We start from the raw sequence: 18,579 nt of genomic DNA, 5'->3' as shown, positions 1-18,579 counted from the left end.
CCTTAGTAACAATTAAAATTGCATATTTTTTACTTCGTTATAAACTTCAAGGCAACGATTACGTACTTGAACAGCCAATTCTAATGACAGTTGTGCTTCTGTCGACTGAATCATGACATCATGTAATTGAATATCTTCACCCATCGCTAATGCTTGTGTCGCCTGATCTGCATGTATTTGCGTTTCAGTCAGTTGATTGATGGCATTACCGAAAATATTGGTAAAGCTATCCCCCTCTGTAGCTGTTTTAATGGGGGATGTTTGATTTAGTTGATTCAATAAAAGACGTGTACTTGCTTCGATATTCATGATTCAAACCCCCTCTCGTTTTATCTACTTGAAATTGTTAATGCTTGCTTCAACATATTTTTACCGGCATCAAGTGCTGTAATATTCGCGTCATAGGCACGAATGGTCGTCATCATATCCACCATTTCATCCGCCATATTGACATTTGATTGCAGCACATAACCTTCTTGGTCAGCCAATGGATGTGTGGGATCGTAAGCCCGCACTTCTGCTTCGTCGGATATTATTTCAGTTGCACGCACTCCAAAACTTTTCTTACCACCTAAAGCAAGCAGTTGGTTGCTTTTTTGAAAAGCTTCTTCAAAAGCAATTGTTTTTTTCTGGTAAGGACCTCCTGCTGCTGTCTGCTCTGTGTTAGCGTTAGCAACGTTAGTAGAAATCGTATCTAACTTCAAGCGCTCTAAACTTAATCCGCTTGCACTTATATTTAAAGAATCAAAAACACTCATTTTTTCACCTCTTATTTACTAATGACTGTAGCCATTCGAGAATATTGACTATTTAATTGTGAAATTAATGCTTGATAATGAAGCGCATTTTGGGAAAGGTTCACCATTTCGATATCTAAATCAACATTGTTACCATTTTCCTTAACGATGGTATCGGTTACTTTTGTTACACTAGGTTTTAAATCATTGATATTCCCTACACCAAAATGATTGGGTTGTGTTTTATTTAAGCTCACGCCGCGTTTAGCATCGTGCAATAAACTTTCAAAATCGACTTGATTTCTCTTATATTCATCAGTGTTAACATTCGTGATATTACTAGCTATTACTTCCTGCCGAAGACTTGTTGCTTGGAGTGTTTTTTTTATTAATGCCAGGTTATTCATTTCCATGTCGCTATCTGCCCACCTAATTTTTATATTATGCATTTCTTATTTTTTTAAACTTATGTTTAATTTTTTTAAAAAATTTATATTCTTTCTCATTTTACATGTTTTTTCTTAATTATGTTAAAATATATATATGAATATATTGTCACGTTTTAAAAATAAAAAAAAAAAGTATTTTGACCGGATATACCAGTAAAAATGCTTTCTTTATTATAAATTAAACTTCTATTTGTATCCAAGATTCTAATATTCCCTGAACGATTTCAATAGAGTGATCAATAATTGTGACATCCTTGTGAACATTTGCTCTAATTGCCTGTTCAATTAAATAATCATACATAAGTTCTAAATTTTGAGCAACTTCACCACCTGCTTCAAAATCTAAGGTTCTTTGTAGTTCAAGAATAATATCTTGGTGTTTAATTAATGCCTTGTTTGACTGTTCATAGTGTTTTTTTTCAATATAAATTTTAGCAAGTTTTAAATTTTTAACACTTCCTTCTAGTAGAAGGGTTACCAGTTTTTTTGGAGAAGCGGTGAGTACTTGATTGGTCTGATACATACTTTTAGCGTTTTGATTATACATGTTTCTTTCTCCTTACACTTGTTGATTCAAAAATACCGGTTGACGTTTAGGATAGAGGTAACTATCAAGGAGGGTGTCTTTTTTATTCATCGCCCGTATTTCTGTTGCAAGTTTGCTTTTTTCTTCTTTTATACAGGTAATTAATCTTTCTTGTTGATTGATAATGGTTTCTATTAATAGTATTTCTTCTTTTGAATAGGCTACTGGCTGCATTTCTTTTAAAGCTAAAATAAATTCTTTAGTATCCGCTATTATTACGTGTGCCGACTGAGCAGTTTGATCCCAGGTATGCAATTTTTCTTGTATACCCGTTAGAATTTCTATTCGTTTACTCATCTTTTATGCCACCTCTAGTTTTGATTTGGTTTTGTACCACCTATTTGACTCATTAGATAGTTTAACTGGGACTCTGCTTCCATCATCGCGATGTCTAAGGCAGTAAACTTTTCAATGTATTGTTGACGTTTTACTTCGATTCGCTCATTAAATTTCTCAATTCGCTGCCCAAGATCCTTAATTAACTTATCGTAACTTTCATTTTTAGTTGCAATCACACCGGCCTTTGAGTCGGTAAAGCTATTTAAGAGGTGGTTTACTTTTTGAGCTAAACCAATTTCTTCCTTTTTTTTAAAAATCGTTCCATCTTCTTGAGTCGTGGAAGTAACTTTATCAAACTTGAAAATATGTGCGACTGCTTGACTGTCTTCACGTAAGGCCTCTTTTAATTTGCTTGTATCAAGCGTTGCAACGCCATAACGGTCAATCTCAATCCCAATTGACTTGGCTGAATTCAATTCTTTATGGCCATTTTGAAGAGATTGGGTAAGAGCTGTGCGCAGTTGCGATTGAAGGCGCACGAGACTACTATCTCCTGTTAAAGATCCGGTTTTATTATTTGCTAGTGAAGGGTCTCCAACGTCTAATTGTTCGCCAATAAAAGCTAAAGTTGAATTATATTGATCAACGAAATCTTGGACAGCTTTTGCTGTCGAATCCAAATCCTGGGTCAAAGATACACGAACAGGATCAGTAGTAGTAGCAATAAGGTCAATGGTTACGCCTTTCGTAATATCCGTAAGATGGTTGCTGTCTCGAACAATCTTAATGCCGTTTACTGTTAATTCCGCATTTTGACCTAATTGCGTTGTGGCCTGAGCTAACCCTAATTTATCAGCTAAATCACCGGTAACAGAAAGCTGTCGTTCTCCAAATTCTTGACTTTGAAGAACAAGCCGATTATCAATGATAGCTGCTGAAACGCCACTATCCTTGGAACCTTCATTGATACGGTCGACAATATTCTCAATGCTATCTGTAGCCGTTATGGCTACAACGGTTGTTTTATTTTCAATCGTTCCATCTGCCATTTTTTTCGGTATCGTTAAAACAAGCTCGCCCGACTCATTTAATGCATCCCCTAGCTTTAAACCCTTTTGTGTAAAGGACTCTCCCGTCACCTGCGTGCGGGTTGCTAAATTGGTTACCGAAATAGTATAATCACTCGACAATGCCTCTGGGCTAGCTGTTAACTTAAATTTACCTTCTTGAGAAAGGCTCATCTTTTTGGAATTGAAAGTTTCCGGTTTCATCAAGCCACTGAGTTTCTCTGATAGATTCGTTAACCGCGTTTGGATATCTTTCCATGCCGCTTGTTCGGTTCTGAGTTTTTCTTGATCGTTAGAAAATTTAACGCCTTTACCTGATTCTGCTTGGATTAATTGGTCGACTGTTTCCATCGTGATTCCCGAATAGGTTCCCATTATATTCATTGAACTGGCCATTGATTTACTCCCTTCTATCTACTAATATTCCGGCTTGTTCCCAGATACCGGCAATCACATCTAACATTTCACTAGGTGGGAATTCTTTAATAACCGCATGCGTTTCCATATCTAACATCCGCACAATGGTACGATTAGTCCCTTCATGTGTTTCAATTGAAAATTCAGCGTTGACTCCTACGACGTAACGATTGGCTTCACTGACAATTCGCTTTAACTCAGCTACTTCGTCTAATTCATCGCTAAATTCGTTGTCCGGTGTAGCGAATTCCTTTGCTGTTGGATTTTTTTCAAAGTAGTGTTGCTTGGCGTCAAATAAAATACGGTTAATATTGGTTATTCCTTCCATCATCCTAGCCCCCGATAAATGATCTCTACACGCTTCTATCTTCTTTATCGGATGAATCATAAATAAATTAATAGCTGTTTATCATAATAAAACACGCCCCAAACGATTGAAGTCGTTGGGGCGTGTTTATGTGGTTGATTATTGCAACAATTGTAAAACACCTTGTGGCATTTGATTTGCTTGTGCAAGCATTGAAGTCGCTGCTTGAGAAAGGATGTTTGACTTCGTAAAGTCCATCATTTCTTGCGCCATATCAACGTCACGGATACGGGAATTTGCTTCAGATAAGTTTTCTTTGGTTGTAGTTAAATTATTTATGGTATGCTCTAAACGATTTTGTTGAGCACCAAAAGTTGCTCGAGCATTAGAAACAGTCTTAATGGCAGTATCAAGAGAAGTTAGATTATTTTTGATAGTTGTTCCAATAACTTCGCTATCATCATCGGCTCCATTCACAGCCTCTAAGGCCGTTGCAAATAACTTGCCTGTTGACATATCCACAGTTTTTATTGTTAAAGCATTATCACCTTGGTTTGCTCCAATTTGAATATTTAAATCTTTTTCTACAACCCCAAGTAAGTTTTTATTATTAAATTTTGTATCAGTTGCAATTCGATTTATCTCTTCCGTTAATGCAGTAATCTCTAGTTGAATCGCGCTCTTATCATCGTTAGTATTTGTGTCATTTGATGCCTGAACTGTTAAATCACGCATACGATTCAAAATTCCGTGGATTTCATTTAGTCCACCTTCAGCTGTTTGAATCAGTGAAATTCCGTCTTGTGCATTACGAGTTGCTTGAGTTAATCCTGAAATTTGATTTTTCATTTTTTCAGAAATAGACAATCCTGCTGCATCGTCTCCTGCTTTGTTAATTCTTAAACCTGAAGATAACTTTGCTAAAGAACCAGATTTTGAAGCATTTGCAGCTCCTAGGCGGGAGTATGTGTTCATTGCAGAAATATTTGTATTAATTCTCATTTGTGTTGCCTCCTAATTTTTTTTAATGAGGTCTTGCCTCTATAATAGTTATCGGGTGTAGAGGTAATTATTTAAGGGAAAATAACAAATAATTTTTAATTTTATCAAAATTCGGATGCTAGTTCAGCTATTGGTTCTTCAACATCAGTTAAAAAGATATCTGACTGGGCTTTTAAGCTATCAGAGGCTTGCATGAGCTGTTGAATATTCGCTGACATCTCCTGAATAGTCGCTAGAATTTCTTCAGTGTTAGCTGATGCTTCTTCCATATTGGAAGCATTTGTTTCTGCACCTGTTAGAATTTGAGTGGTGCTAGCAATTAAACTATTTTTCTTTTCATCAATTTCGCTACTCATCATAAATAGTTCTGTAATTTTCTCCGCAACTTGAAGAATTTTATCTGACACGGTGATACTAGAATTGAGAGCTTTTTCAACTATTTCTGTTTGCTGAATTCCTTGTTGGCTTGTACCTTGCACATTGGTAAGCATTTCATCTGACTTCACTTGAATTGTACGGATAATGGTTTGAATTTCATTAGAGGCGTGGGTACTTTGCTCAGCTAGTTTGCGGACCTCATCGGCTACCACTGCGAAGCCCCGACCCTGTTCTCCCGCTCGTGCTGCCTCAATAGAAGCATTCAGTGCAAGAAGATTGGTTTGACTGGCGATAGTAGTAATAGATTGAGTCATCGCTTCGACTTCTTTTACAGCACGACTCACTTCATAAATACTTGTCGTCAATAACGTCATTTCCTCATTAACCTGTTGCCAGTTTTCACTCACACCTTGAACACTACGTTCGTTGACACCGTTTGCAATATTCGTTTCATCCATATAGTTTCCAATTTCCATGATGGTTGCTTCTGTTTTATTTAACAACTCTGCCAGAACCGTAGCATCTTGAACCATTTTTTGCGTTTCCGTTAACTGCGCGTTATTTTCCTCCGTCACCGATAGAATGGTTGCGGCAACATCTTCTGTGGCGTGCGTCGTTTGTGTAGACATGCTGACTAACTGGTTGGACCTATTAAACGTGTGACACGCTTGATCTTGAATGTTCCCAATCAACTCTTTAAACCGTAAAACCATATCAGAAAAAGCGGAGTTCATGTTTTCAAACTCATTAGAATACGTGTAACGTTGATGGGGGTTCGCTTTTCCAATCGTTTGTTTGTAATTTTGTAAACTGATTTGAGTTGTCAGATTTCCTTCACCTACACGCGTAAAACTATCAACAAGCATGTTAGTTATAGACTTCACAATTTTGTCTACTCCATAATACGTTAGTATTGAAATCACAATACCTATAACAAAAATACTGATTAGTAGCATTCCTCTACTCCAGGTAAAAAAAGACTCGGCCCAAAATACTAATAGCATGGGTAATATAGTTATTACCAATATGTAAGGAAGTATCATCCTGGCAATACTCCTTTTAAAAAATAAAATACCTTGCTTCTTTTTCTTCATTCCGTATCCTCCTATAAAACTAATAAACGATCTATTTACTATATCGGAATAGGAAGATATAAATTTAAGTCGAATTATCATCATTAAGACCTTTAAATTATCAATTAATGATGAAATTTGTCCATATTTCATCATTAGCTGACCTATTGGCACCTCTAGTGATGAATTTTGTTGATATTTCATCATAAGCGAGCCTTTTTTTTGCAACTTTGATGAAAAAAAAAGACTACCTTTATAGGTAGTCAAGGATTGTTGTGTTCAAAATTTTGGTACCCATTTGAAGTGACGCTTGGTAGGCTACTTGTTCGTTACTAAATTGCATGTATTTTTTGGCAAAATCAATGTCTTCTTTAGAGGATAACATCTCACGCAAATTTAGGTCTTGGCTTTCATTTCGTGATAAGGCTGAACCTAAGCGATTGGATACTGCGCCAACCTCAGTTCGAAAACTGACGACATGATCAATAGCAGTTGTAACTTTTCCTACTGTAGCAGCCACTGCTTTTGTATCATCATTTTTTAAAGCAGAAACAACTTCTTTAAAAAGCGCTCCGAGGCTCTGGCCACTATCATTTAAAACACCCGCTCCGTTAGTTAATAAATCAACAGTGACACCAGGGGATATCTCACGGGAAATATTTTGCGATGTGCCGTTATAAATAATGCCTGTTAGAGCACCATCGGCATCTTGACTCATTTCAAAGGGTGTCTTGAGCGTTTCCGTTCCGCCAAAAATATAACGACCTCCATAATTTGTATTCAAGGCATCTACAAAGGTTTGAATTTCAGTTTCAATTTCTGCTCTAACAATTAATCGATCAGAAGCATTCATCGTATCCGTTGCAGCCGATTGAACAAGCGTACTAATTCGCATTAATGAATCGGTCGCTTTACCGAGTGAGGCATCTTGCATATTACTCCAATCGATTGCGTCTTTTATAGTTGATTGATACTGTTGGTTGCTATTCACATTCTCTTTCAAACCGATAATTTGAGAAACTAACAGTGGATTATCTGACGGTTTGGATACTTCTTTCATAGAAGAAAGTTGGTGGTGATATTTTTGAACATTTTGCTGGTTCCGTGCTAAATTTTTTAAATAGCTTTTGGTCATCATATTGTCAGTTATTCGCATTCCTACACTCCTGTTCGATTAATTAGGGTATCAAGCATGCCATCAATGACTGAAATAATACGCGCATTGGCTTCAAACGCACTCTGGAAGCGCATCATATCAATTACTTCTTCATTCATATTTACACCAGAAATGGCTGCTTGTCGGTCTTGGAGAAAACCAACAACTACCGATTGGCTAGCGACTACATTATCAGATTGTTGCTTCATAATACCCATACTGGTGACAATACCTTTATAAGCATCTCCAGTTGAGCTGCCCCCAACTTGTGCCTCAAACTCAATAGAGTCTGACTTGTAGGTCGCATTAAAGTCCTGTGTAAAATAATTTAACTTTGCATTTGCTAATGATGATAGTGCAGTTGCACGTGAACCGTCTCCGGAAACAGGATGAGCAATATCTTTCCCTGCATTAATTTTTATTGGTGAGCTTGTTAGTTCTTTATTAACCTTAATAGTCTTAGCTGGCTCATCACTTGAAAACTCAAAGAAATTAAGTCCTTTACTACCGTCACTATGAATCGTATTAACTGCTTGAGCAAAATTACCAACAAGTTGGTTGAGTTCTGTTTTTTTAGCTTCCACTATTTCAAGTGCTTCTTGAGATCCCTTGATACTACCATTAGAAAGAGTAAGGGGTTGGTAAGATCCTTTTTGGTCTGCAATCACAATTTGTCCAATTGCGAAATCTCCTGTTTGTATGATTGGTTTACCACTACCCGTTGATATAGCTAATTCACCGTCTACCGTTCTATCAGAAATAACGGCTAGCTTATTGATTGTATCCCCTTCTAAAATACTCACCTTATCAAGCTTCAAACTGACACCTTGGAATTTGTCGTAAGTAATTTCTAAATCCGCAATACTAGCAAGTTCCGTTGTTAAAACATCACGTTGATCTAAAAGATCATTGGGTGATTGCCCTTTAATGACCACATTGAAAATTTGTTTGTTAAGTGTTGCGAGTTGATCCACCTTTTCATTGAAATCTAAAACATCTTTTTCAATTGAATGGATAGTATCTCCTTGTAAGCTTTCAAGTTGACTCGCCATTTGCGAAACCGTATCTGTCAGAGTTTGAGATTCTTGACTCACCATTGTTTTAGCAGTAGCCAGTTCAGGATTCGCTCCTAGATAGTTCCAAGCTGAATAAAAACGTCCAAATCCAGCGCTAAGTCCTGTGTCAGAGGGTTCATTAAAAATAGTTTCTAATTGTCCCAAAACTTCTGATTTTGTAGCATGACGCGTTAACGAAGCATTTTCTTTTTGAATTTGCTTAGTCACATAGTCGTCAGCAATTCGAACAACACCAGAAATGCGCACACCTGTACCAAGTTGCCCGACACCGTGGCAGGTATAAGGATTATTTGCTTCTAAATTAACACGTTGACGAGAATATCCTGTTGTATTCATACTAGAAAGGTTATGACTAGTGGTTTGCAAAGCAGTTTGTGCTGCGGTCATACCTCTGACACCTATATTTAATGATCCAAATAATCCTGACACAATACTCCTCCTAAAATGACTGGTTCAATAAATTCGCTTGGTTGCTGCTGGTAGGCGTTCCTTGCTTCGAATATGTTTTTCCAGTTTTTTTGCCTTCACCTAAAGCATCCAGAACTACTTTATGATAGTGAAGTGTTTGTTTAGTTAAAATAAGATTTGTTTCTTGTAACTGACGAATTGTCTCAATCAAGGGTTTAAGAATACTCGAATCAACCGTTTTTAAATCCACCGCAGCCATTGTATGAAGAAACGTTTGTTTTTCTTCAACAATAGTAGCAACTCTCTCTCCTCGATTTTCTAAGAGCGCTTCTCTTTCACTTTCTAGTAGTTGAACAAAGGCAGTTAAGTGTCCGCGAACCGTTTCAGTCTGTTTCATTATTCGGCCGCCTTTTTCTGTTCAGTTATGTGATTGACAATGCTTTGAGCAATTTTTTCCGTAGAAACTTGATAGGTACCGTTTTGAATGGCCTGCTTAATTGCTTTGGCTTTTTCGCTTGGCGCAGCTGCCAGGTTAGCTTGTGCAAGCTTTTTAGCTTCATCCGAAATTTCTACCGATGTCTGTTCACTTTGCTTTTTTACTTCTGCTGCTTTATTTGTCATTTCTATTGTTGTTTTTTTATTTTGTCTAATTGCATTTAGATAATGCTGCTGTCCATTAGTTATTTTCATCTTAAATGCCTCCTCTAGGCTATCATTCCCGATATATTCATGCTTTCTCTTATTATATCGGAACGTTTCAATAAAAATTAAGCTTTATTTGTAAAAAAAATAAGACGGAGGCTAGCACCTCCATCTTACGCCACTCTATTATATATTTTTTAAGCGGTTCTCTTTACTTAAAATATTGGTAATTCGAATTCCAAAGTTTTCATTGATGACAACGACTTCGCCTTCTGCGATCATTTTGCCATTTACATAAATACTTAACGGTTCTTCTGTCATTTTATCCAATTCCACAACGGATCCGGCTCCTAAAGAGAGGATATCCTTTATCGTTTTTTTACTTCTGCCGAGTACAACGCTAAATTCTAATGGGACATCCATAATCAAATCCAAGTTATTCGGTGGTTGCTTAACAGCTTTTTCCTCAAGCGGTTGGAAAGTTGGTTGTTGCACCGTTACTTTTTCTGTTTTTTTAGATGGTTTTTCTTGTGTGGGCGGTGTTGCCACTTCATCACTGATTACCGTTGCTTTATCATTTAACATAATTTCTACGATATCACGAACAGCATCCAAACTAAAGATTTGCATAATAGTGCTATTCAAAACATTTTCTACTTCTAATTCAAATGATATTTCACAAACAGGTTTTGAAAAAATGTCATCTTCTGATTCTTTAGGCGTTTCTTCATCCAACAATTGTACATCGGGAGGATAAATATCAACGACACGACTAAACATGGTCGCCATTGCTGTTGAAGCAGAGCCAATCATTTGATTCATCGCTTCTCCAACTGCACTCAGTTCTAATTCAGTTAATGTATCGATGGCATTTTGACCGTCTCCACCCATCATAAGGTTCGCAATTTTACCAGAATCATTCACATCTAACATTAAGGTATTATTTCCTTTGATACCTTTTTTAAACTCAATAGAAGTAATCACTTTAGGTTTTTTTGATTCGTGAATAATTGCTTCAATACTAGTCAATTTAACCCGTGGTGTGGTAATCCGCACTTGACGGGCGAGTAACTCCGATAAGGTAGTAGCGGCTTGTGACATCGAAATATTACCTACCTCACCAATGATGTCTTTTTCCATTTGACTCAGTTCGTCAGTTGAATGGTAAGACATGGTTTCGGAAGATGGGTTCATCAACCGGTCAATCTCTTCTTGTGTCAATTTATCATTGCTCATTCTTCTGGATTCCCCCCAATATCTTGTAACACTTCCACAGCCATTTGATTATCAACAATCCCGGGCTTAACTAAATAATAAGGTTGATTCTCAATTAATAACGACAAGGGATCGTTAGTTCGTTTGCGAAGTGGGATAATATCTCCTAATTCCAGTTGAAGGAAGTTCTCTAAACTTACTTCTGCCTCACCTAAAATCACTTCCAAGTTAAGTTCTACTTCTTGTAAACTAGACTTTAGACGTTCTTTATCTGTAACATCTACTGCTTTTCCCAAATGAAACCAATAACGGACACTCAATTTATCAAGAATTGTCTCAAAAAATACATATGGGATACACAAATTCACAAATGATGTACAACCCATTAGTTCTATTTCAAAAGTTATTAAAGCCACCGGTTCGTTAGGTGAAATAGACTGTACCATTTGCGAATTTGTTTCTATTGAATCCATATGAACTTCTAATTCAATGATATCTCGCCAAACAGTTTGGAAAACAGCGCCAAATTGCGCCATAACATCTTCTAAAATGGCACGCTCGATTTCTGTAAAATAATCGCGGTCTGGTTCTTGAGAGGAAGTAACATCGTTGGCACTTCCACACATAATTTCCACTAATTTGAAAGATACTTGTGGATTTATCTCTATCATTTGAATCCCTGGCTGAGGATCCGCATGAAAGATTCCCATCAGAGTAAAAAAAGAAACAGAATGTAAAAACTCGTCAAAGCTGATTTGTTCAATTGATTTTAAAACTAAGGAAACATTTGTACGTAACTGTGTTGTCAACGTATTTTCCATGATTTTAGCATATTCTTCAAAAACTAATTTTAAAGTAGAAATATATTCCTTAGACAAACGTACGGGTCGCTTAAAATCATAATCTTTTACTTTTACTTGCTCTTGTTCTTCTAAAACAGCAACATCAATTTCGCCGTTTTGCATACCGGCCATTAATGCATCAATTTCTTGTTGCGATAAAACTGGATTCAAGTGGATCCCTCATTCTTTGAAATAACATAGACAAGCTTATAAGGCTAATAGCAGTATCTTTTTGTGAGTAGATTCCTTGGATAAAAGAGTTACTCTCACCGGCAAGTTGAATCAACGATTCATCTATATCAATGACTTCTTGCACTTTATCCACTGCAAATGCTGTCTTTTCTTTACCATTTTTTATGATAACAGTATTATTGTAGCATATATTTTCTTGTCGTATATCCTTTCTATCAAAGTTCAAAAAGTTTTCCAAATGAATCAAAGAGATAACATTGCCACGAAGATTAATAAGTCCCATAATCCAGTCTGGTGTCTGTGGAACTTTCGTCCACTCCACAGCACCGGTTATTTCCTCTACGACTTCTGAAGGAATACCATAGCACTTATCTTGCAAAGAAAAAATGACCAGTTGCATGAGGTTGCCTCCTTTTACTTAGTAACTTTACTCAATGATTTAATCACGCGCGCTGTATCAAATGGTTTGACAATAAAGTCTATCGCGCCTGCTTTTATTGCTTCCATTACCATACCTTGTTGTCCCATTGCACTGCACATGATAACTTTAGCGGAAGAATCTACACTCTTAATCTTTTTCAAAGCTTCAATGCCATCCATTTCTGGCATTGTAATATCCATGGTTACCAAATCAGGAGTTACTTCTTCATATAAAGCAACTGCTTCAGCACCGTTTGCTGCTTCGCCTACAACTTCATAACCATTTTTTTCTAAAATATCTTTTAATTTCATTCGCATAAATGCAGCATCATCTACAATTAAAATATTTTTTATCATTTTTTAATTTCCCCTTTTAAAAGTTTATTTCTGTTATCAATTTTTCTAGATTACCACTGTGTGGTACGAAGTACAATGCTGACTCCCATTTTTGTTCTTCTATCCAAAACTCATTTTTAAAAATCCAAACTAAATCATCATATTGAAACTCTTCTAAATAGGCACTGCTTAACAAAGATCCAAACATATCCTCGGCCAAAATAGGAACCAAAGATTGAGCTGACAAATCAAAAAGTTGAATAATAGCGTTTAAAAACTGGTTGACTAAAATATTAGCCAGTTCGGTCACAGCAGAATTTGCCAATTTTTTATCCTTTTTTAAAATTTCTTTATAGGCTTGATCTAAGCGTGATATGCCACTTTCATCAAGGATAAATAGGAATTGTCCTTCTAAGTCACCAACAACTTGAATTTGAACGGCTTTGACAAACTTTTCAGCCGGCATGACTGTTTGAAAAACTTGTTCATAAGTAAATTGATTAATAAAAGGGACATTCATATGTACCCGTTTACCAAATATTTCAGAGATACTGGTAGCTACATTCCCCCCACCAACATTAATCATTTCTTTTAAAAGATCTATTTCTGACTCTGAAAAATTATTGGACATAAGTAGTTGCATTCCTTTCCAAACAAATAGCTGTTACATTTAAAATTAATATAATACGCCCATCTCCCATAACCGTTGCACCCAGATAATATTTTTGATGCATAAATTCTTGTCCAAGTTCCTTAATAACAATTTCTTGTTGTCCAATAATAGAATGAACACATAGAGCATATTCATTTCCTTCAATTGTAACCATGACAATGTGACTGGAAGAACTTTCTTCATGACCGATACCTAAGCGCTCAGCAAGGTGAATAATCGGAATTGTTTTTCCTTTATCAATCAAAACTTCTCCATTATGTGTTTGTCGAATCTCACTTTTCTCGATATGAATAACTTTTCCAATAATACTGAGAGGAATTGCAAATGTATGTGTGCCAACGCGAACTAATAGAGCCGGTATAATTGAAAGTGTCAAAGGAAGACTTAATCGGAATGCTGTCCCCATATGAGGCTCACTTTTTATATCGATCGAACCACCTAACTTTTTAATTTTCGTTTTAACGACATCCATGCCCACTCCTCGACCTGAAATTTTTGTAACCTTTTCGGCAGTAGAAAATCCGGGATGAAAAATGAGTTCTTGAAGTTCCTGTTTAGATAAATCATCTGTGGGTATACCTTTACGCTCCGCACTTTTTTTAATCGCCTCTGTATCCAGACCCGCTCCATCGTCAGAAACAGTAATAAATACCCGGTTTCCTTCCTGATAAGCACTAATTTTAATGATTCCTTTTTCCGGCTTTCCTAATACAATTCGTCTGTCAGGAGACTCGATACCATGATCTGCACTATTGCGGATTAAATGAATCAAGGGTTCACTCAGTTCTGAAACAATGGTTCGATCTAATTCAGTGTCATCCCCCTCAACAATAAGTTCCATTAATTTACCAGATTCATTAGCTAAATCGCGGACAACTCTAGGAAAGCGACTTGTCACTGTATGGAGTGGTTGCATTCGAATATTGAGAACCAAGCTTTGTAACTGATCCGTGATTCGCGAGACATAAGTGAGTGTTTCTTCTAACTTTTTATTATTTGTTTTTTGACTAATATCTTCTAGTTGAGTTCGGTAAATGACTAACTCTGAAACCAAGTTCATAAAGGCATCCAATTTTTCTAGGTCAACCCGTACAAACTGATTATGTGGTTGGTTAACTTTTGTGGCCGGTTTATTTTCTTCTATTGTAGGTTCTTCTACTTCTTTAGTTACCGTGTCTTTCTCTAATCGTTCAATATGAATAGCTTCTACTTCATTTTGGTCCATTATCATTTCTTCTATTACATTTTTTTCTAATTCTGTCATATAAAAGATTTGGAATTCATAACCAAAATCTTCCGATTCTAACACTTCAATAGTGGGTTGCGTTTTTAAAACATGACCGAATTCTTCTAACTTATTCAAAAGTAAAAAAGCACGTGCTCCTGCCATGATACTTATTGATTCAATTTCAATATGAATGGAATAAGCGTGAAAGTTATTTAACTTAGTATTTTCAACTATTTCCCAATCAGCTTCATCTAGAACCGTGATGACAGTACTTTTAGTGTCTTTTTTAAGAGTAAGTGAATAATCTTTGTGGTTTGCTTCTAAAAAAATACGTTCACATGTCTGAATAATCGTTGAATAGTCACGTTTAATATCCTGACCATTTCTTAAATCAGCAACAATCTCAGAGAGGGCATCTAAACTTGAAAAAACGAGTGAGATAACTTCTTCATCTGCTGTTATTCGCTCATCTTTTAAGACCGTAAAGACGTTTTCTAAATGATGGGTGACTTCAATCATCGTTTCGAATCCCATAGTTCCAGCCATTCCCTTTAAAGTATGGGCAGCACGGAAAATGTCATTCAATATTTTGATATCAGTAGGGTCTTTTTCAAATTCAAGAACCCATTCATTTAACTTTAATAAATTTTCATCTGTTTCTTCAAAAAAAATATCTAAATATTGGCTATTATCGTCCAATATTATTCCCCCTTTTATTCAATTTTTTCATAAATAAAAGAACCAACTTTCTTAAAACCGTATTTTTGAGGATTATAAATCGTCTCTGTGGCACCAATAAAAAAGAGACCACCCGGAACTAAAGCATCACTGACTGAAGAGTAAATCGCCTCTTTCACTTCGTCATTAAAATAAATGGTGACATTACGACAAATGATGGCATGACAGTCTTTTTCATAGCGATCTAAGATAAGGTCGTGTTTTTTGAAAGATACCAAATCTTTAATTTCCTGGTTTAAATAATAATGATAATCATCATGAGTGAAATATTTCTTTAATTCATCAGTTGGCACATTTTTTACTTCCACGTCTCGGTATTTTCCTTCACGAGCTTTTTTTAATACCGTTAAATCAAGATCTGTACCAATAATAGTGCTACGAGTGTGAAAGTGATTTTTTTTTAAGGCCATTGCAACGGAATAGGCTTCGGCTCCCGTCGAACAAGCTGCACTCCATATTTTTAAGTGGGAAAACTGAGGAGCGATTTTGTCGACGAGTAACTGTGTAAATTCTAAAAACATCAACTCATTTCGATAAAACTCTGTTACATTAATTGTAATATAATCTAAAAAATCTTGTTTAATTTGAGTGTCTTGCTTTATTTTTTGTGCATAATCCGCTAAGTTTGATGCACCACTTTTAGTCATAATGGTTGTAATCCGTCGTTGTAATTGCTTTTGCTTGTAGCCATCTAGCTGAAGATTTAGTTCACGTTTGGACCAATTATAAAAAACTTCAAATTGTTGTGTCATTTCTTCACCTTTGAAACTTCGTTTAATATCGAAGCTATCTCTCCCAAATTTGCTATTGCATCAACTACTTCTGCTTTCACGGCATTCCCGGGCATTCCATATACCACACAAGATGCTTCATCTTGAGCAAGCGTATGCCCTTTCCTTTCTTTAACATGGGTCATTCCCACTGTACCATCTTTACCCATCCCAGTTAGTATAACGGCTAGTAGGTGTTTCCCGTATGCACAGGCTGCCGTTTGAAATAAAGTGTCTACAGCTGGACGAACGCCGTTGATTTTTGCAGTTTGTGTTAAGTTAATTTCGTGACCCACTATCTCCATATGATAGTTACCTGGTGCTAAATAAACGGTTCCTGGTTTGATGATTTCCTCGTGCTTCGCTTCTTTAACAGGAACAGATGCGCATTGATCTAATCGTTTAGCAAAAGATGTCGTAAATCCTTCCGGCATATGTTGAGCGATGAATACTGGAACGGCTAAATGAGTTGGCAACTGGCAAATAATTTCCAATAGCGCACGTGGTCCCCCCGTTGACGCTCCAATGACAATCGCTTTAATTTCTTTATCATTTAAGTTATTAATTTTCATTAACTTTTTATTATGAGTATAGTTTTTTAAAGGTTCTTGAAAAACAGCATTAATCCGACAAGCAAGCTCATTTTGAAATTCTCCAGGGCGCTCACGAATATTCCTAGGTTTTTCAATAAAATCAGTAGCACCGGATTCGAGTGCCTGAATGGTGGTGTCTTGCCCCTTTAGTGAACTCAACATAAAAACGGGAACTTGAGACTTTTCTCTAATTCGCTTTACCGTTTCTAATCCGCACATTCTAGGCATTTCAACGTCTAACGTAATTACATCTGGATTAAATTGGTCCATTTTTTGGATGGCTGCTTCTCCATTCATAGCAGTTGCCACAACTTCAAAACCATCAATTTGATTAATCTGTTCAGATATTATTTTTCGCATAAATGCTGAGTCGTCTACTACCAAAATACGTTTGACCATTATTCCAGCTCCTTCTATAATTTAATATATTCCCGTGTTGCAGTGCGAATACAAACAGAAAACTCATATAAATCAAATTTCATTGATCGCCCAATATGGTCACCAGTATGCTCTGCCACAATAGGAATATTCATTGCTGCTAATATTTCTCTAACAGCTTCCAAATTTCGTTGTCCAATTTGCATATGTGACTCCATTTTTCTTCCTTTAAACATACTTGCACCACCTGCTATTTTTGCAGTGAGAGGCCCTTTTGCACCTAAAGCCTCCATCTCGGTTACTAGAGAAGGGATGGCCAAATCTGCAAACTTTCCGATTTTTTTATCACCGTGAAAAACAGTACTGTCAGGTAGCATGATATGACTTAACCCTCCTACCTTTGTATTCGGCTCATATAGAGCAATTCCTACACAAGACCCTAATGCAATGGTCATTAATGACTGGGGATCGCGCGAACTTTTATATTCACCTATCCCAACTCTTATGCTATCCTCCATACTGTTCGTCCTCTCATTTCCTCATTAAAGTATGAAGTTCTTTTACGCCTTCTTCAGAAAATAGTTTATCAATATCAATGTGGAGAATGATTCCATCCTGATCGTGAAAGGTTTCAAGTAAGTAACTAATTTGTGAGTTTTCTTCAATATCTTTGTTCTCACTATCGTTTTGAAATTCTTTCACATGAGTAATTTTCTCAACAATCAAACCCAACTTATCGCCTTGCCAATGGACGACCATGATTTTCGTTTGATCATCGGGAACTGTTTTTTCCTCAAAAAGTCTTTTTTTCATATCAATTAAAGGTAAAGGTGCTTCGTTATACGAATAATAACCAGCAACATAATCTAGCGTATCGGGTATACGTGCGGGTTGCTGAAAGAGCAAAATTTTTTCTACTTGGTTAATTGAAAGTGCAAAGTGTTGGTCATTACAAACAAAATTAATATATTTTTCCATATTACTCCTCTTCTCTAAAATAAGAGGCTGAGATCTTAACGCCTCAGCCTTTCCTCATTTAATGCCATCAAAAGTTAGTCTTTACTATTTTTTAGACGATACTTCTTTTATCGGTAAGTTTACTAATTAGTTAAGTAGATTCTATCGATTCTTTTAATATTGTATTCGTTTTTAACTTATCAATTAAATGGTATAATAAAGACAGACTTTTTATGAAAAGGGTGATTGACTGTCAAACGTATAATGTTTCTAACCATCGGAATCATCTCCTTCGGCATCGGAAGTATTGGAGCAATCTTACCAGTATTACCGACTACTCCTTTTTTATTACTAGCAGGCTATTGCTTCTCTAAATCATCTAAACGCTTTACTACCTGGCTTCATCAAACAAAACTTTATCAATTTTATGTTGCTGATTATGTGGAAACTAAATTCATCCCTCGTAAAAAGAAACGACACATATTTCTAAATATTTGTATATTGATGGGAATTTCGATTCTCATAGCTCCTCTTTTATGGGTTAAAGGCCTTTTATTTGGTTTATTAATTTTTTTAACCATTATGTTATTTAAGATTATTCCCGATAAATAATAACGTTAAAGCTTAACAAAAAAAACCAGAAACAATTTCTTGATTAAG

At 36.2% G+C, this 18,579-nt stretch carries 24 protein-coding genes; 1 reads left to right on the top strand and 23 read right to left on the bottom strand.

The features are described from left to right. Nucleotides 1–12 precede the first annotated feature (12 nt). The 23 genes from fliE to BW727_RS09200 all read right to left on the bottom strand — a co-directional run bounded on the left by fliE (nucleotide 13) and on the right by BW727_RS09200 (nucleotide 17,940). Nucleotides 13–309 (bottom strand): flagellar hook-basal body complex protein FliE, encoded by a 297-nt coding sequence (gene fliE, locus BW727_RS09310; RefSeq protein ID WP_062467799.1) that lies wholly within the window; start codon nucleotides 307–309, stop codon nucleotides 13–15. 20 nt (nucleotides 310–329) lie between these two features. After that, nucleotides 330–758 (bottom strand): flagellar basal body rod protein FlgC, encoded by a 429-nt coding sequence (gene flgC / locus BW727_RS09305; RefSeq protein ID WP_062467800.1) that lies wholly within the window; start codon nucleotides 756–758, stop codon nucleotides 330–332. A gap of 11 nt (nucleotides 759–769) precedes the next feature. Then, nucleotides 770–1,150, bottom strand: coding sequence for a flagellar basal body rod protein FlgB (gene flgB, locus BW727_RS09300; protein WP_227807182.1), 381 nt, complete (start codon nucleotides 1,148–1,150; stop codon nucleotides 770–772). Between the two features lie 214 nt (nucleotides 1,151–1,364). Further along, nucleotides 1,365–1,733 carry a flagellar export chaperone FliS gene (fliS, locus tag BW727_RS09295; RefSeq protein ID WP_062467801.1) on the bottom strand — a complete coding sequence of 123 codons (369 nt, stop codon included), beginning with the start codon at nucleotides 1,731–1,733 and terminating at the stop codon, nucleotides 1,365–1,367. Nucleotides 1,734–1,745: 12 nt separating this feature from the next. Beyond that, nucleotides 1,746–2,069 carry a hypothetical protein gene (locus BW727_RS09290; protein ID WP_062467802.1) on the bottom strand — a complete coding sequence of 108 codons (324 nt, stop codon included), beginning with the start codon at nucleotides 2,067–2,069 and terminating at the stop codon, nucleotides 1,746–1,748. Nucleotides 2,070–2,083: 14 nt separating this feature from the next. Next, on the bottom strand, nucleotides 2,084–3,514 hold the full coding sequence (gene fliD / locus BW727_RS09285; protein WP_062467803.1) for a flagellar filament capping protein FliD: 1,431 nt from the start codon (nucleotides 3,512–3,514) through the stop codon (nucleotides 2,084–2,086). Nucleotides 3,515–3,518: 4 nt separating this feature from the next. Further along, a complete protein-coding gene (locus BW727_RS09280; RefSeq protein WP_159443138.1) occupies nucleotides 3,519–3,866 on the bottom strand; it encodes a flagellar protein FlaG in 348 nt (115 codons plus the stop codon). Between the two features lie 135 nt (nucleotides 3,867–4,001). After that, nucleotides 4,002–4,844, bottom strand: coding sequence for a flagellin N-terminal helical domain-containing protein (locus tag BW727_RS09275; RefSeq protein WP_062467805.1), 843 nt, complete (start codon nucleotides 4,842–4,844; stop codon nucleotides 4,002–4,004). A gap of 104 nt (nucleotides 4,845–4,948) precedes the next feature. Then, on the bottom strand, nucleotides 4,949–6,178 hold the full coding sequence (locus tag BW727_RS09270) for a methyl-accepting chemotaxis protein (RefSeq protein WP_159443137.1): 1,230 nt from the start codon (nucleotides 6,176–6,178) through the stop codon (nucleotides 4,949–4,951). Nucleotides 6,179–6,548: 370 nt separating this feature from the next. Beyond that, nucleotides 6,549–7,451 (bottom strand): flagellar hook-associated protein FlgL, encoded by a 903-nt coding sequence (gene flgL, locus BW727_RS09265; protein ID WP_062467807.1) that lies wholly within the window; start codon nucleotides 7,449–7,451, stop codon nucleotides 6,549–6,551. A 2-nt stretch (nucleotides 7,452–7,453) separates the two neighbouring features. After that, complete coding sequence (flgK, locus tag BW727_RS09260) at nucleotides 7,454–8,956, bottom strand: flagellar hook-associated protein FlgK (protein ID WP_062467808.1); 1,503 nt, start codon at nucleotides 8,954–8,956, stop codon at nucleotides 7,454–7,456. Nucleotides 8,957–8,966: 10 nt separating this feature from the next. Further along, entirely contained in the window at nucleotides 8,967–9,332 is a 366-nt protein-coding gene (locus BW727_RS09255) for a flagellar protein FlgN (protein ID WP_062467809.1), read from the bottom strand. Further along, complete coding sequence (gene flgM / locus BW727_RS09250; protein ID WP_062467810.1) at nucleotides 9,332–9,625, bottom strand: flagellar biosynthesis anti-sigma factor FlgM; 294 nt, start codon at nucleotides 9,623–9,625, stop codon at nucleotides 9,332–9,334. The genes BW727_RS09255 and flgM overlap by 1 nt, the downstream gene beginning before the upstream one ends. Nucleotides 9,626–9,763: 138 nt before the next feature. Continuing rightward, the gene (gene fliY, locus BW727_RS09245; protein ID WP_062467811.1) at nucleotides 9,764–10,813 is read right to left on the bottom strand and encodes a flagellar motor switch phosphatase FliY; all 1,050 of its coding nucleotides are present in this window, start codon (nucleotides 10,811–10,813) and stop codon (nucleotides 9,764–9,766) included. After that, complete coding sequence (gene fliM / locus BW727_RS09240; RefSeq protein WP_062467812.1) at nucleotides 10,810–11,805, bottom strand: flagellar motor switch protein FliM; 996 nt, start codon at nucleotides 11,803–11,805, stop codon at nucleotides 10,810–10,812. The genes fliY and fliM overlap by 4 nt, the downstream gene beginning before the upstream one ends. Next, complete coding sequence (locus BW727_RS09235) at nucleotides 11,774–12,226, bottom strand: chemotaxis protein CheW (RefSeq protein WP_062467813.1); 453 nt, start codon at nucleotides 12,224–12,226, stop codon at nucleotides 11,774–11,776. The genes fliM and BW727_RS09235 overlap by 32 nt, the downstream gene beginning before the upstream one ends. A 14-nt stretch (nucleotides 12,227–12,240) precedes the next feature. Further along, the gene (locus tag BW727_RS09230; protein WP_062467814.1) at nucleotides 12,241–12,603 is read right to left on the bottom strand and encodes a response regulator; all 363 of its coding nucleotides are present in this window, start codon (nucleotides 12,601–12,603) and stop codon (nucleotides 12,241–12,243) included. 16 nt (nucleotides 12,604–12,619) lie between these two features. Further along, nucleotides 12,620–13,213 carry a chemotaxis protein CheC gene (locus BW727_RS09225; RefSeq protein WP_062467815.1) on the bottom strand — a complete coding sequence of 198 codons (594 nt, stop codon included), beginning with the start codon at nucleotides 13,211–13,213 and terminating at the stop codon, nucleotides 12,620–12,622. Continuing rightward, nucleotides 13,203–15,182, bottom strand: coding sequence for a chemotaxis protein CheA (locus tag BW727_RS09220; RefSeq protein WP_062467816.1), 1,980 nt, complete (start codon nucleotides 15,180–15,182; stop codon nucleotides 13,203–13,205). Before BW727_RS09220 ends, BW727_RS09225 begins: the two co-directional genes overlap by 11 nt. A 14-nt stretch (nucleotides 15,183–15,196) precedes the next feature. Continuing rightward, nucleotides 15,197–15,973 carry a CheR family methyltransferase gene (locus BW727_RS09215; protein ID WP_062467817.1) on the bottom strand — a complete coding sequence of 259 codons (777 nt, stop codon included), beginning with the start codon at nucleotides 15,971–15,973 and terminating at the stop codon, nucleotides 15,197–15,199. After that, nucleotides 15,970–16,983: a protein-glutamate methylesterase/protein-glutamine glutaminase gene (locus BW727_RS09210; RefSeq protein ID WP_062467818.1), complete on the bottom strand. Its 1,014-nt coding sequence runs from the start codon at nucleotides 16,981–16,983 to the stop codon at nucleotides 15,970–15,972. Before BW727_RS09210 ends, BW727_RS09215 begins: the two co-directional genes overlap by 4 nt. Before the next feature lie 14 nt (nucleotides 16,984–16,997). Continuing rightward, complete coding sequence (locus BW727_RS09205) at nucleotides 16,998–17,480, bottom strand: chemotaxis protein CheD (RefSeq protein ID WP_062467819.1); 483 nt, start codon at nucleotides 17,478–17,480, stop codon at nucleotides 16,998–17,000. Nucleotides 17,481–17,493: 13 nt separating this feature from the next. Beyond that, entirely contained in the window at nucleotides 17,494–17,940 is a 447-nt protein-coding gene (locus BW727_RS09200) for a chemotaxis protein CheW (RefSeq protein WP_062467820.1), read from the bottom strand. Between the two features lie 243 nt (nucleotides 17,941–18,183). On the opposite strand from BW727_RS09200, the gene BW727_RS09195 reads away from it, so the two are divergent. Continuing rightward, entirely contained in the window at nucleotides 18,184–18,531 is a 348-nt protein-coding gene (locus BW727_RS09195) for a YbaN family protein (protein ID WP_062467821.1), read from the top strand. Nucleotides 18,532–18,579 lie beyond the last annotated feature (48 nt).

It is taken from the genome of Jeotgalibaca dankookensis (genome assembly GCF_002005405.1).
GTDB classification, from domain to species: Bacteria; Bacillota; Bacilli; order Lactobacillales; family Aerococcaceae; genus Jeotgalibaca; species Jeotgalibaca dankookensis.
This window is presented reverse-complemented; position numbering and strand designations above follow the sequence as displayed.